At 65.4% G+C, this 12,226-nt stretch carries 11 protein-coding genes; 2 read left to right on the top strand and 9 right to left on the bottom strand.

The features are described from left to right. Nucleotides 1-8: 8 nt before the first annotated feature. The 6 genes from EDF58_RS23710 to EDF58_RS23735 form a co-directional block, all read right to left on the bottom strand. On the bottom strand, nucleotides 9-266 hold the full coding sequence (locus EDF58_RS23710) for a helix-turn-helix domain-containing protein (RefSeq protein WP_132270025.1): 258 nt from the start codon (nucleotides 264-266) through the stop codon (nucleotides 9-11). Beyond that, nucleotides 256-1,491, bottom strand: coding sequence for a site-specific integrase (locus tag EDF58_RS23715; protein WP_132270027.1), 1,236 nt, complete (start codon nucleotides 1,489-1,491; stop codon nucleotides 256-258). Before EDF58_RS23715 ends, EDF58_RS23710 begins: the two co-directional genes overlap by 11 nt. After that, nucleotides 1,488-2,666, bottom strand: coding sequence for a tyrosine-type recombinase/integrase (locus EDF58_RS23720; protein ID WP_243654474.1), 1,179 nt, complete (start codon nucleotides 2,664-2,666; stop codon nucleotides 1,488-1,490). The genes EDF58_RS23715 and EDF58_RS23720 overlap by 4 nt, the downstream gene beginning before the upstream one ends. A 289-nt stretch (nucleotides 2,667-2,955) precedes the next feature. Next, on the bottom strand, nucleotides 2,956-4,044 hold the full coding sequence (locus tag EDF58_RS23725) for a mechanosensitive ion channel domain-containing protein (RefSeq protein ID WP_132270029.1): 1,089 nt from the start codon (nucleotides 4,042-4,044) through the stop codon (nucleotides 2,956-2,958). Next, a complete protein-coding gene (metC, locus tag EDF58_RS23730) occupies nucleotides 4,041-5,267 on the bottom strand; it encodes a cystathionine beta-lyase (protein ID WP_132270030.1) in 1,227 nt (408 codons plus the stop codon). The genes EDF58_RS23725 and metC overlap by 4 nt, the downstream gene beginning before the upstream one ends. Before the next feature lie 156 nt (nucleotides 5,268-5,423). Continuing rightward, entirely contained in the window at nucleotides 5,424-6,830 is a 1,407-nt protein-coding gene (locus EDF58_RS23735; RefSeq protein ID WP_165921558.1) for a hypothetical protein, read from the bottom strand. 265 nt (nucleotides 6,831-7,095) lie between these two features. Here EDF58_RS23735 and queF point away from each other — a divergent pair, with 265 nt between their 5' ends. Beyond that, nucleotides 7,096-7,557, top strand: a complete 462-nt coding sequence (gene queF / locus EDF58_RS23740) for a preQ(1) synthase (protein ID WP_132270033.1) — start codon at nucleotides 7,096-7,098, stop codon at nucleotides 7,555-7,557. A gap of 158 nt (nucleotides 7,558-7,715) precedes the next feature. Here queF and EDF58_RS23745 read toward each other — a convergent pair whose 3' ends face one another. Further along, entirely contained in the window at nucleotides 7,716-7,982 is a 267-nt protein-coding gene (locus EDF58_RS23745; RefSeq protein ID WP_132270035.1) for a hypothetical protein, read from the bottom strand. 119 nt (nucleotides 7,983-8,101) lie between these two features. Here EDF58_RS23745 and EDF58_RS23750 point away from each other — a divergent pair, with 119 nt between their 5' ends. Continuing rightward, nucleotides 8,102-9,661: a bifunctional GNAT family N-acetyltransferase/carbon-nitrogen hydrolase family protein gene (locus tag EDF58_RS23750; protein WP_132270037.1), complete on the top strand. Its 1,560-nt coding sequence runs from the start codon at nucleotides 8,102-8,104 to the stop codon at nucleotides 9,659-9,661. Nucleotides 9,662-9,692: 31 nt separating this feature from the next. Here the strand turns inward: EDF58_RS23750 and EDF58_RS23755 are convergent, their stop codons facing one another. Next, a complete protein-coding gene (locus tag EDF58_RS23755) occupies nucleotides 9,693-10,262 on the bottom strand; it encodes a nucleoside 2-deoxyribosyltransferase domain-containing protein (protein WP_132270039.1) in 570 nt (189 codons plus the stop codon). A 94-nt stretch (nucleotides 10,263-10,356) separates the two neighbouring features. Then, nucleotides 10,357-12,048 (bottom strand): alpha-amylase family glycosyl hydrolase, encoded by a 1,692-nt coding sequence (locus EDF58_RS23760; RefSeq protein WP_132270040.1) that lies wholly within the window; start codon nucleotides 12,046-12,048, stop codon nucleotides 10,357-10,359. Between the last annotated feature and the right edge of the window lie 178 nt (nucleotides 12,049-12,226).

A 12,226-nucleotide genomic window follows, 5' to 3' on the forward strand; every position in this document is an offset into this window, starting at 1 on the left:
GCGAAGGCTTACCCTTTCCTGTTGTCGAATTGCTCAAGGGCGAGGGCGATCTGCCGAATAGCGATGCCCATGTGCCGGCGGAACGTGCGCCGCGAAATATGCAGCCTCCTGCATATGCGGTCCGTGCTCCAGCCTCGGCCGACCCGCAACCTAAGAAGGATGATGGAAAGCCGGGTCATGCGAGGCGCGGCAATCAGCCAAATCTCGCGACTTTCCTCCCTTTCCGCGTCCAAGAGATTCTGTCGGATCTCGTAATCATCGAACATAGCCGGCCCCCTTCGCCGAGAGGGCCGGCGGTGCCGCGCCGAGCCCCGCCGAACACAAGGCGTGAATCAGATTGCCTATGTCCTCGGTCGTCTCTTGCAGGTCACGGTCATCCAAATGAGCGTACCGGCTCGTCGATTGTATCGACCTATGGCCGAGCAGTTGCCCAATCATCGGCAACGTTTCCGACATTGCAGCGGCGTGGCTGGCGAAACTGTGCCGCAGATCGTGGATGCGCAGGCCTTCGAAGCCGGCCCTCTTGCAGAAGGCGGGCCAGAAATTTTTGATATCGAGGGGCTTTTGAGATCGCTCGTTCCAGAAGACATGGGACCGCCCCTCCACGCGTGGCAGGCCATGCAAAAGCTTTTGAGCCTCCGCACCTAACCAAACCGTTCGAGGTCCGGTCTTGGTGTCAGTGAGTTTCAGCCGGGCCCCCACAATTTCCGGCCATAGCAGCCCGGTTATTTCGCGGCGTCGGCACCCGGTGACCAAAAGCAGATGTATCGCGGCGACATGCATAGGGGCGCGCGCTTCCTCCAGCTCGAGGGTGGCACCGAGAGCGCGAAGTTCTTCTGGCCGGAGAAAGCGAGCGAACCGCATTTGTCCGTAACGCTGAATGCTGACCGTGGGATTGGTGGACGCAGGACGTATTCCCCATTCTTCAGCTTTGTTGAACACCGTCCTGAGCACGTCCAGCGCGCGGTTAGCTCCGCCTCTCCCAGCACGCTCGGCAACATCCGCAAACCAGAGCGCGACATCCGCCCGGGTAACCTGGTCCACCGCACGCTGCCCGAACGCGCCGTCGAGATATCGGCGACGGTAAGTGTTATGTGTTTTTAAGGTGGAGGCCTTCCATGTCGGAGCCATGCGTTCCCAATACTCCTGAAGAAACGCGTCAAAAGGTGGGATGCGCCTGGCTTGCTGGCGGTCCCCAGCAGGGTCCTGACCGGACCGCGCCCGCAGCAGGATTTGCCTGGCAATATCCTTAGCCTTGGCCTGTGACAGAAGCCGAACGTTGCATAAGGTTACGGTGCGCAGACGCCCCGCCATTTTCGTCTGGACGATGTAGACCTGTCTTCCAGACGCGTAAGTTCGAATGCCAAATCCCGGCAGTTTCTCGGCCCAGACGGTAGTTCGGTGTTTGCCAGCAGGCCGCCGTCCTGCGAGTTTAACGCCAACGTCGGCGAGGCTGTCGCTGACGATCTTTTGCAAGGTAAGGGCGGTCATATCGCCACCCCCAGCGCGCGCGCCATCGAGTGAGAGACGCGTGCCGCCGCCTCGTGAACCAGTTCATCGGCAAGATGGGCATAGCGGGCGGTCGTTTCCGGAAGCTCATGGCCCAGGATTCCGCCGAGCTTCGCAAGGGAGATCCCGCGCCCGATGGCGACTGATGCAAAACTGTGCCGAAGGTCATGCAGGCGAACATCCCTCAAGCCGGCTCTTTCTCGTATGAGTTGCCAGTGTTTATCCAGGCGCGCCCGGCTCAGACGATCGCCGAAGACCGCGCCGCTAGTCTCCCGACCGAGCCGGTCAAGAACATCGATCGCTGGCCTATTCAGATAAAGACGCTTTGGCCCCGTCTTGCTGTCGGGCAAGTCGGCAAAGTGAGTTCCGATCCACTCCCACCGCAAAGCCGCAACCTCGGATCGTCGTGCGCCGGTATAGAGGAGAATCCTGACAGCGGCCGTAGCATCGGGCAGGGCTGCTTGCGTCTCGCAGAGGGCCGTAGCAAGCTGCGCATACTCCCGTGCGGACAGATAACGCTCCATCGGCTTGCGCTTGAATCTCGGCACACCGCGACATGGGTTGCTTCCGATTTCGCGATATCCGAGGGTTTCGGCGTAACCCAGCATCACCGATAAAATGGGGATCGCTCGGTTGAACGCCCCCGTAAGGCGCGACATACTGTCTCTCCACTGGATGACATCGGACCTCTCGATGGCTCTCAGACGAAGATCGCCGAATGTCGCAACCAGCCGGTTCGCAATGTAATATCTGTTGGCGCGTTGCGTGGTGGGCTTCCACCGAGGCGAAAAGTGATTCCAGAAAAGCTGGGCGAAGGCATGAAATTCAATGTCATCGCCCGCGCGCTTACGCCCGCCGAAATCAGGCAAACCATCAAGAGCGGCGTCGGCCAGTAGGGCCTTGGCTGCCTTACGGGCATCTGTGGCCGACAGTTCGCCGACCTTACCGAGTACGGCTCGACGGGTGCTGCTGCGATAGCGGTACTGGACGATCCACCTCTTTGCGCCCGAGGGGCTGTGGCGCATCCCGAAGCCGGCGAGATCGGTATCCCAAATAATGCCCGCCACCCGAGATTTTCGGCGCGCGACATTCCCGTTGAGGTGGGCCCTTTCAGCCTCCGAATCGGCACCGAGATCATCGGTTGTGAGGGCGAGCAAATGGCCATTTGGAGCCTGCGGACTGCTCCCGCTTGACCCTCGGAAGGCCAGGGAACAAGTCCCTGGTTCTTCGTAAGTTGTTGTTTTTACTGCAGGCGAAGCCTGCGTTCGGTGTGCTTAAGACACGATGATGCCACCGTACTGCTGTAGACGGATAAAGTATCGATTTCGCGCGGATTTCCCGGCTCCGGCCGTGCTGGCGACCCGAGGGCGTCCGCTAGGCGAGCAGCTGCTTGCGCGGAAACGGTGGCTCGGATCTGCCCGATGGATATCTGCCGAGGAAGCGAGATCAAGTGCTAACCGAAGGGTCAGTGGGTGAGCGCGTCTGGTGTGTTCCACGCAGCGCTTCGATCACCTGGCGCATCGTTTCGGTGTCGCGCACGTTGAGATCGCGCTGCGGGTAGGGGACTTCGATGCCTTGCTCGCGCATGAGGCGCCAGAGCGCCTTCAAGACGTCGGACCGCACATTTCCGACGCCTTCCTCGGGATCGGTGATCCAGACGTGGATCACGAAGCTGACGCCGCGCTCCGCGAAACTGTCGAGCCAGACGGTAGGCGGCGGAGCGGCCAGGACGCGCCTTACCGACTTGGCGGCGTCCAACATGAGATGTTCCACGCGTTCGATATCGCAGGCGTAGGGCATGACCACGGGAACCTGGATACGCACGTTCTTGCTCGAATAGGACCAGTTCTCGACCTGATTGATCATCAGGTTCTCGTTCGGGATCAGGTACTCCTTCTGATCGCGCGTGGTCAGCGATACGGCGCGGATGCCGATGCGGCGGATCTGGCCGAAAGTGGACATTCCGGCGGCATCCGTGATGGTGATGACGTCGCCGGGCTTGATCGACTTGTCCATCAGGAGGATGATTCCGGCGATCAGGTTGCCGAACGTCTTCTGCAGGCCGAAGCCGATGGCAAGGCCGAAGGCGCCGGAGAACACCGTCAGTGCGGTGAGGTCTATGCCCAGAACGTCGATGCCGACGAGGATCGCGATCGTCCAGATCAGCAGGCTGACCAGCTTTTCCGCCAGCAGGCGCTGGGTCTGGTCGAGCCCTGTTGCCGAGCGGAGCACACGGCTGGAAAGGCGGCTGGCACCCCAGGCGATGGAGATGACCAGCCCCAGCACGAAGAGCAGGACGACGAGATCCCAGACCGAAATCCTGCTGGAGCCGACCTGCACCGCCAGCCGGTCCAGCGTGTCCACCAGATCGCTGAGAAAGCCGCCGTGCGAGGTGACTGCGTTCTTGAGGCCGTCCGCTCCCGCCAGCGGCTGGTCTGCCCCCGTACGGCCTGCCGCATGGGTCGCAGCCTCAGCCGTGCCGCTGGGCGACGGCGTCGGGCTGGGCATCACCATGCGGACGACCGGGTTGGTCATGTCGCCGAGCCGGTCCGCTTCATGGCCGCGAGCGCCTGTTCGAGATCGGCAATGAGATCGTCCGTGTCTTCCAGCCCGACGGCGAGGCGCACGCCGTAGTGGTCGGACGGCTCGTGCTGGCCCGGAGGCCAGGGCATGATCTCGCGGTGCCGGGTCGGTTCGATCGGCACGACCAGGCTTTCGAATCCGCCCCAGGAATAGCCGATGGCGAAGAGGTTCAGGGCGTCGATGAAGCGGTTGCGGTCGGCCATGGTGCCGCCGTTGAACACGAAGCTGAAGAGGCCGCAGCCGCCAGTGAAGTCACGCCTCCAGATGTCGTGGCCGGGCGAGCCGGGCAGCATCGGACAGAGCACTTGCGCCACTTCCGGGCGAGCTTCCAGCCAGCGCGCTATCTTCAGCGCGGATTCGGCTTCCTGGCGCAAACGCACGCCCAGGGTGCGCAGCCCGCGAAGGGCCAGTGCCGCATCGTCGGGCGAGACGACGATGCCGAGATCCTGCGCGCGTTTGCGGAGCTTCTCATAGAGTTCCTCGCCCGCGCTGGCGCTGCCCATCATCAGGTCCGAATGGCCGCCGACATGCTTGGTGAGCGCCATGACGGTCACGTCCACGCCCTTTTCCAGTCCGGCAAAACCGAGCGGGCTGGCCCAGGTGTTGTCCAGAACGGAGACGGCGCCTTTCGCGCGCGCGATGCGGGCCAGTTCGGGAACGTCGCAAACTTCCATCGACAGGCTGCCCGGCGCCTCGATCAGGACGGCGCGGGTCCGTTCGCAGAACAAGTCTTCGTAGGCGGGAATGTTGAGCGGATCGTAGAAACGGGTCTCGATCCCGAAGTCGGCAAGCATGCCGGTGCCCATCGAGCGGGTGGGATCGTAGGCATTGTCAGTGATGAGCACGACGTCGCCCGGACGGAGCAGCGCGAGCATGACTCCGGCGATCGCGGCGACGCCCGAGGGATAGATGACCGTACCGTGGGCACCGGGCTCGATCTTGGTCAGGGCCTCGCAAAGCGCCCATTGCGTGGGAGCGCCGCGGCGACCGTAGAAGAACCGGCCGTCTTCGTTCCGGCGCGGGCCTTCCGCGAGTGCGGCGGTGTTTTCGTAGAGATGCGTGCTCGCGCGCCAGACCGGCGGGTTGACGACTGCGCCGGTCCACTCCTTGCGGCGGCCTCCGCCGACCAGCTTGGTGAATGGGGCGAGGTCGTCGAAATTGTCCAAATCGCTCAAAGTGCTCTCCGCTCTTGCGCTTCCAGCACTACCGCCCCGCGGGGCGGGGGTCGAGAGGCAAGACGGCCAGCGGACGCCGTGATGGCGCCGGCTGCTTCATGGCGGCAGGTGGCCGAAGCGGTAATTGGCCCGCTCAGGCCCCGGCATGCCTGAGAATCAGGCGAGGCGGCGCATCGGGGAATTGGGATCCTGCCCGATGTCGCGGGCGGCTTCGACTTCACGGGCGGCGATCGTGGCATGGTCGCGCGGGCCGGTGTCGAGGCGGATGGGGGCGAGCCGGACAGTCGCGGGATCCGGACCTTCGCCCGGAACGCCCAGCGAGAACACGCGGCGCTCGGCATGGCCATGCTCGTCCACGAGGCACAGGCGCACGAGCGGCACGAAGAGGCTGGCCTGTCCCTGGCGCATCACGCGAATCGCGTTGAGCGGCAATTGCAGTTCGCCCTTGAACGTGCGCGTTTCGCCGGGGGCGAGCGCTTCGAGGGTGTGGCGCAGCGGCAAGGCGGCAGGTTCGGGCGCGAGCTGCTCTACTTGCGATAGCGAGGCGTGGGCGGAGATCATGTCGCCTAGCACGCGCCAGGGCTCGGCAAGGCCGCTTTCCGGCGCGGCCAAGGTCAGGCGATATTGCAGCGTGGCGTAGACGAGCGACAGGCGCAGCGTCACCGGTTCGAAATCGACTGCGATCACGCCCGGACCGGACGGCGCCGGGGCCCTTGCCGGCGCCGGATTAGGGGTCGGTATCGCAGCTGGTGCCGGCTGCGACGGCGATTGCGGCCCGGGATTGCGCAGCGGCTGCACGCGGGGGGCCGGCGAAACGGGGGCTACGGGGTCGAGCGCGGCGATGGCGGCGGCTGCGACGGGGGCATCGGCCGTCTCCTGGACGATTTCGTCCTCGGGCTCGGCTTCAGGTTCGAGACCGGCTTCTTCCCAGGCCGTGGCAGGTGCGCGGCGGCGGCGAAGGAGCAGGAAGACGCCGACCCCGGCCGCGACCAAGGCAGCGGGGATGGCCAGCCACCACTCCGGCCAATGCGGCGTGGCTGCGGGCGGGCCTGCGAGGTCCGCTTCCGGCGCGGCGGAAGGCTGGGCCGGCAGAGCGGCGCTTTCGCTCGCTGTCGGCGTGGGGGCGGGTGCCAGCGCCGGAGCCGGAGCCGGCAACTGGGCCGAGGGGGTGACGGCGGGTGAGGGCGCGGCGGCGGCGGGTTCCGTGCGCGATGGCTCCGCCGGACGAGCGGGCGTGGCCGTGGCGGCTGGCTGGGTCGCACGCGGCTGCGGGCGGTCGCTGGCGCGCGCGGCGGGCGGCGGCGGGGCGGCGATGGTCGGCACCGGTGTCGGCCGCGAAGTGGGCGCTGCGGCGGGGGCTGCGGCCGGTACATCGGGAGCGGTGTCGCGCGGAGTGACGGTGGGGTTCTGCGGGTCCACCGGACCTTGCGGGCGCGGCGCGCCCTGGCCTTCCTGCTGGCCGGGCGGCAAGCTCCAGGTCGATTGCGCGAAAGCCGTCGTCGGTCCCGCCATGAGGCCGAGCGCAAGTGCCGCGCGTGAAAGTGGTGTCGCGAATTTAGTCACATCGGCCCCGCATCAAACTCCCAGCCCCACATTAGACCATGCGCTGAACCCGCGGTTAATGCTCCGCTCCAGCGCGGCGAGACGTGAGCGATCATAGCCCAATGCGGGGCGCGCGGGCAATCGCGCCCTTGGCGCATTTCCCCGCCGCACTTGCGGCGGCCCGCATTGCAGGGTCGGATGTCCGTCACGGTTCCGGTCCCGGTCCCCGTCGCCGTCTCGGTCGCATGGCTTGAAGCGCAGCGCCGGGGCACCTATCAATGGCATCATGACTGACACCACCATGACCCCGCTGCATCTGGGCCAGAACAGTGCGCTGCCGACGTCTCCCGAAGACGCCGTGCTGGACTACGTGCCGAACCCGCGCCAGGGCAGCCTCTATCTGGTGCGCTTCGCCGCGCCGGAATTCACCTCGCTCTGCCCGGTTACCGGCCAGCCCGATTTCGCGCACCTGGTGATCGACTATGCACCGGGGGAAACCATCGTCGAATCCAAGAGCCTCAAGCTGTTCCTCGGCGCGTTCCGCAACCACAACGGCTTCCACGAGGACGTCACTGTCGGTATCGGCCAGCGCCTGTTCGACGAGATGAAGCCCCATTGGCTGCGCATCGGCGGCTACTGGTATCCGCGCGGCGGCATTCCCATCGACGTGTTCTGGCAATCCGGCGCGGCGCCGGAAGGGCTCTGGGTTCCCGACCAGGGCGTGCAGGGCTACCGCGGTCGCGGCTGACCGGCTCTGTCAGTCCATGCCGGGCACCGGTTTTTGGTTCCGGTATGATGAGCAGGGGCACCGGCTTGTGCCGACGCCCCTATGCCCCGAGCTTCCCCTCAGGGTTTCGCGAGAAGTTGCCCCCACGCTTCCCAAGGTCCGTGCCGGGTTACGTAACGCTATCTGGCGGCGAACTGGACGCCGTTCACGCGCCTAAGATCGACAGTTCCCTTGCCAAGCGAGGCCATCTGGCGGTTGCTCAGGCACTGGGCGTAAACCGTGGGCGCTTCCGCCTTCAACGCGGCTTCCGTAGCCAGGGCGTCATCGAGGCGTGCGGTACATTCGGCGCGCGATTCGTAAGTTTGCACAGGCGTCGATAGCCTCTCGCAAGCTGATCCGTCATCGCTGCAGCCAAACAGGGCGAGGGCAATGAGTGTAGCGCTCATTCGTCTCTCCTTTCGAAGGGGATAACGGGCGCCCGGCCGAAAATATCCCGCAAGCGACGGGAAAAGAGTCATTTTCGAGGCTGGAACCTCTGCCGGTCTCATGCGTAGGAAACGCCTTCATGGACCAGACAAAAGCCAAGCTCATCATCCGCCCCGCCACTGTAGCCGATGCACCCGCGATCGCGCGGCTCTCGGTGAAAGTCTACGGCAAGGCCGATGCCTTCACCCGCGCCGAGATCCGGGGCCAGGTCATCAATTTTCCGGAAGGACAGTTCGTTGCCGAATATGACGGCAAGGTCGTCGGCCACTGCGCGACGATGATCGTCACCGCCGCCCAGGCCTTCCGCCCGCATACCTGGGAGGAGATCAGCAACGGCGGTTATGGCCGTCCGCCGTCGGACGATGGCGACGTGCTCTACGGTTTCGAGGTTTGCGTGGACCCCGATTACCGCCGCCTGCGCATCGGCCAGCGGCTCTATCGCAAGCGCAAGGAAGTCTGCCAGTATTTCGAGCTGAAGGGCATCGCCTTCGCCGGGCGCATGCCGGGCTATTCGCGGCGCATGCGCCAATATCCCGACCCGGCCGACTACCTCCAGGCCGTGCGCGACAAGAAAGTGCGCGACCAGGTGATCCAGTTCCAGATGAACGAGGGTTATGAGCCGCGCGAAATTCTGCCGGACTACATCCCGAACGACAAGGAAAGCGGCGGCAACGCGGTCCTGATGTACTGGACCAACCCGCTCGCCCCGCGCGATACGGGCAAGGCGGTGCCCGGCTTCAAGGAGCGCGTGCCTTCGACCGTGCGGGTGGCCACCGTCCAGTTCATGATGCGCAAGATCGAACAGATCGACCAGTTCGAGGAGCAGGTGGAATACTGGATCGACGTGGCCGCCGATTACGAGAGCGATTTCGTGGTCTTCCCCGAGCTGTTCACGCTGGAGCTGCTGTCGATCGAAGAGACCAAGCTGGAACCCGCGGCTGCGATCGAGAAGATCGCGGACTACACCGGGCGTTTCGTGGAATTCATGCAGCGCATGGCGGTGAGCTACAACATCAACATCATCGGCGGTTCGCATCCCACCCGCGTTAAGCTGGGCCAGGGCAAGAGCGAGATCCGCAATATCGCCTATACCTTCCTGCGCGACGGTGCGGTGCACGAGACGCAGAAGCTGCATCCCACCCCGTCCGAGCGGCGCTGGTGGAACATCAAGGGCGGCTACGGCGCCAACGTGATCCCCACCGATTGCGGCCCGATCGGCGTGATGATCTGCTATGACAGCGAGTTCCCCGAGCTTTCCCGCCACCTCGTGAACCAGGGGGCGCTGATGCTGTTCGTGCCGTTCTGCACCGACGAGCGCCGCGGCTTCCTGCGCGTGCGGTATTGCTGCCAGGCCCGCGCGGTGGAGAACCAGTGCTACGTCGTGACCTCGGGCGTGGTCGGCAACCTGCCCAACGTGGAGAACATGGACGTCCACTACGCGGAAAGCGCGATCCTTACTCCGTCCGATTTCCCCTTCGCGCGCGACGGAGTGGCGGCGGACACCGCGGCCAATACCGAGACGATCGCCATCGCCGACCTCAGCCTGGATGCGCTGCTGACGGCCCGTCAGTCAGGCGCGGTGCAGAACCTGAAGGACCGGCGCTTCGACCTCTACCGGGTGGAGTGGACGCAGCAGTAGACAACGGAAGCGCGGGATCGGGCGGCGCGGGTCATTTCCCGGCCGTGAGGCCCTGCGCTGCCGCCGCCACGCGCAGGCGCGTCTCGGCGATCAGTTCGTCGAGGCTGGTCACCTGCTTCACGCCGTATCGCGCGCCGGTGATGTCGACATTGCCCTTGCGCCAGAAACCCGGCGGGCAGAGCAGCACGACTTTGCCGGAGCGTGCATGCAGCCCCAGTTCCAGCAGGCTCACCGGGCTTTGCGATCCGGGCGCGAGGTAGAGCACGATCACGTCGGCACTGTCGAGCGCGGCCAGTTCCCATTCGACCTGGCGGCGGAACTCCGGCTCGCTGGCCTCGGGCTTCCAGGCTGGGTTCCAGTCCGGGCGGCGCGGATTGAGCAGGACCACGTCCTCGCCGCGAAGCGCCTCGATCACCTGCTTCTGCCAGTCCGGCGCGGAGCCCATGTCGATGCTGCCTCCCAGGAACACCCGCGGGCGATCGTGCCGGGGCGGAAGCGGCTCGGGCGAAGTCACCACGGCGGTTTCCGCCAGGGCTGCAGCGGGAGCCGCGGAAAGCAGGAGCGCGGAGAGCAGCAGGGCAAGGGAAGGCGCTTTGATCATGCCGGCCCTCTAGACAATGCGCAGCCGTGCCAGCCAGCGAAATCGTTGGTCGGCGCGTGCCAGGAAGGGCGGCCGCGGCGGTTCTTCGCGCCCCTTATCGGGCCTTCACCCAGAGCACGCCGTAAGGCGGGAGGGCAGCTGGCGTCGCCCCGTTGATGGCAAGAACGATATCGCCCTGCACCGCAAGGGCCTGGAGTGCGGGGCTGGGCGCCAGCGGCTCGGGCGAGAGATTGAACAGGCAGAGCAGGCGCTCCTCCCCTTCCACGCGCAGGAAGGACAGCAGTTCGCCGTCGCAGGCGAGATCCTCCAGCGCGCCGTGCCGCAGCACCGGTCTCGCCTGGCGCAGGGCCAGCAGCTTGCGCGTGAAATGGAGCAGCGAGGCGGGATCGCTCTCCTGGATGGCGACTGCGCGGGTGAGATTCTCGGCGGAAAGCGGCAGCCAGGGCGACACCGGCGTGAAGCCGCCGAGGGGGAGGTCCTCCCAGGGCAGCGGCGTGCGGGCACCGTCGCGCGAGAGGGTCAGCGGCCAGTTGGCGATGGCTTCGGGGTCCTGCAACTGTTCGAAGGCGATCTCGTCCTGAAGCAGCCCCAGCTCCTCGCCCTGGTAGAGGATCACATTGCCGCGCAGGGCCATGAGCAGAGCCATCTTCGTCCGGGCGAAGATGCCCCGGTGTTCGGGCGCGCACCAGCGGGAGAGGGCGCGGGGGGCATCGTGATTCTCGAAGGCCCAGCTCGGCCAGCCGCCGTTCTCGTCCGGGGCAAGCTCCCAGCGCTGCAAGGTCTCGGCCACGAAGCGGGCGGTGAGGGCGGGGGCGTAGAGGAAATCGAAACCATAGGCGCTGTTCAGCCGGTGTTCCCCGGCGGTATAGGCGCGCCGGTCCGCCTGCGGATGGTCTCCTCCGATCTCGGCCACGGTGTGGATGACGCCATATTCGTCGCAGACCGCCCGCAACCGCTCGACGAAGCCGATCATGTCCGGGTGGGACTGGCTGTAGGTCTTGAGCTGGAAGTCGAAGGGGCGGGTGCGGAGGCGGCCGTCGGCCGGGGCGGGAGGATTGTCGCGCAGCAGCGGATCGTGCATCGCATGGTTGAGCGCGTCCAGCCGGAAGCCGTCCACGCCGCGCTCCAGCCAGAACCGGGCCGCCTGCAGTACCGCGTCCTGCACCGCGGGATTGTGCATGTTGAGCTGCGGCTGCTCCTTCAGGAAAGTATGCATGTAATATTGGCGGCGGCGGCCATCCCAGGTCCAGGCCGGGCCGCCGAACACCGATTGCCAGTTGCAGGGCGGGGTGCCGTCTTCGCGGGGATCGTGCCAGACGTACCAGTCCGCCCTGGGATTACCGCGGTCCGAGCGGCTTTCTGCGAACCAGAGATGGAGGTCCGAGGTATGGGCATAGACCTGGTCGATGATGACCCTGAGGCCCAGGTCGTGAGCGTGGGCAACCAGCGCGTCGAAATCGGCCATTGTGCCGAAGACCGGGTCGATCCCGCAATAGTCCGCAACGTCGTAGCCGAAGTCGCGCATCGGAGAAGTGAAGAAGGGCGAAATCCAGATCGCGTCCACGCCCAGCCGGGCGACATGGTGCAGGCGGCGGGCGATGCCGGGAAGATCCCCCACGCCGTCGCCGTTGGAGTCCTGGAAGCTGCGCGGATAGATCTGGTAGATCGCCGCGCCTTGCCACCAGGGGGAACGGGACGAATCGAGGGCTGGAGAAGCGGAGGGAAGGCCGGAAGCGGCGCCAGGAATAAAAGGGGTTGGGGCGACGTCGGATTCGATCAGGCTCATGAGCACCTTTCGCGGGTATTTGCGGGCGATCATATCACCAGCGGGGCAGCCCGGCGCGAATTTTTTGCGGCACTGCACAATGCCCCTTGCCGCAAGCGGGCGCTGTGCTAGCCATGATCGGGAAGCGCGGGAAAGTGCAGCGGTCCGCTTTTGCTTGCCTGACGCTAAACCATACGGA

The sequence above is a fragment of the Novosphingobium sp. PhB57 genome (genome assembly GCF_004342985.1).
Lineage (GTDB): Bacteria > Pseudomonadota > Alphaproteobacteria > Sphingomonadales > Sphingomonadaceae > Novosphingobium.

What these genes read in the sequence shown, in the direction of transcription:
- EDF58_RS23745 (WP_132270035.1), bottom strand. Translation starts at nt 7,982, where the DNA reads ATGAGCGCTACACTCATTGCCCTCGCCCTGTTTGGCTGCAGCGATGAC.
- EDF58_RS23760 (WP_132270040.1), bottom strand. Translation starts at nt 12,048, where the DNA reads ATGAGCCTGATCGAATCCGACGTCGCCCCAACCCCTTTTATTCCTGGC.
- queF (WP_132270033.1), top strand. Translation starts at nt 7,096, where the DNA reads ATGACTGACACCACCATGACCCCGCTGCATCTGGGCCAGAACAGTGCG.
- EDF58_RS23710 (WP_132270025.1), bottom strand. Translation starts at nt 266, where the DNA reads ATGTTCGATGATTACGAGATCCGACAGAATCTCTTGGACGCGGAAAGG.
- EDF58_RS23725 (WP_132270029.1), bottom strand. Translation starts at nt 4,044, where the DNA reads ATGACCAACCCGGTCGTCCGCATGGTGATGCCCAGCCCGACGCCGTCG.
- EDF58_RS23715 (WP_132270027.1), bottom strand. Translation starts at nt 1,491, where the DNA reads ATGACCGCCCTTACCTTGCAAAAGATCGTCAGCGACAGCCTCGCCGAC.
- EDF58_RS23755 (WP_132270039.1), bottom strand. Translation starts at nt 10,262, where the DNA reads ATGATCAAAGCGCCTTCCCTTGCCCTGCTGCTCTCCGCGCTCCTGCTT.
- EDF58_RS23750 (WP_132270037.1), top strand. Translation starts at nt 8,102, where the DNA reads ATGGACCAGACAAAAGCCAAGCTCATCATCCGCCCCGCCACTGTAGCC.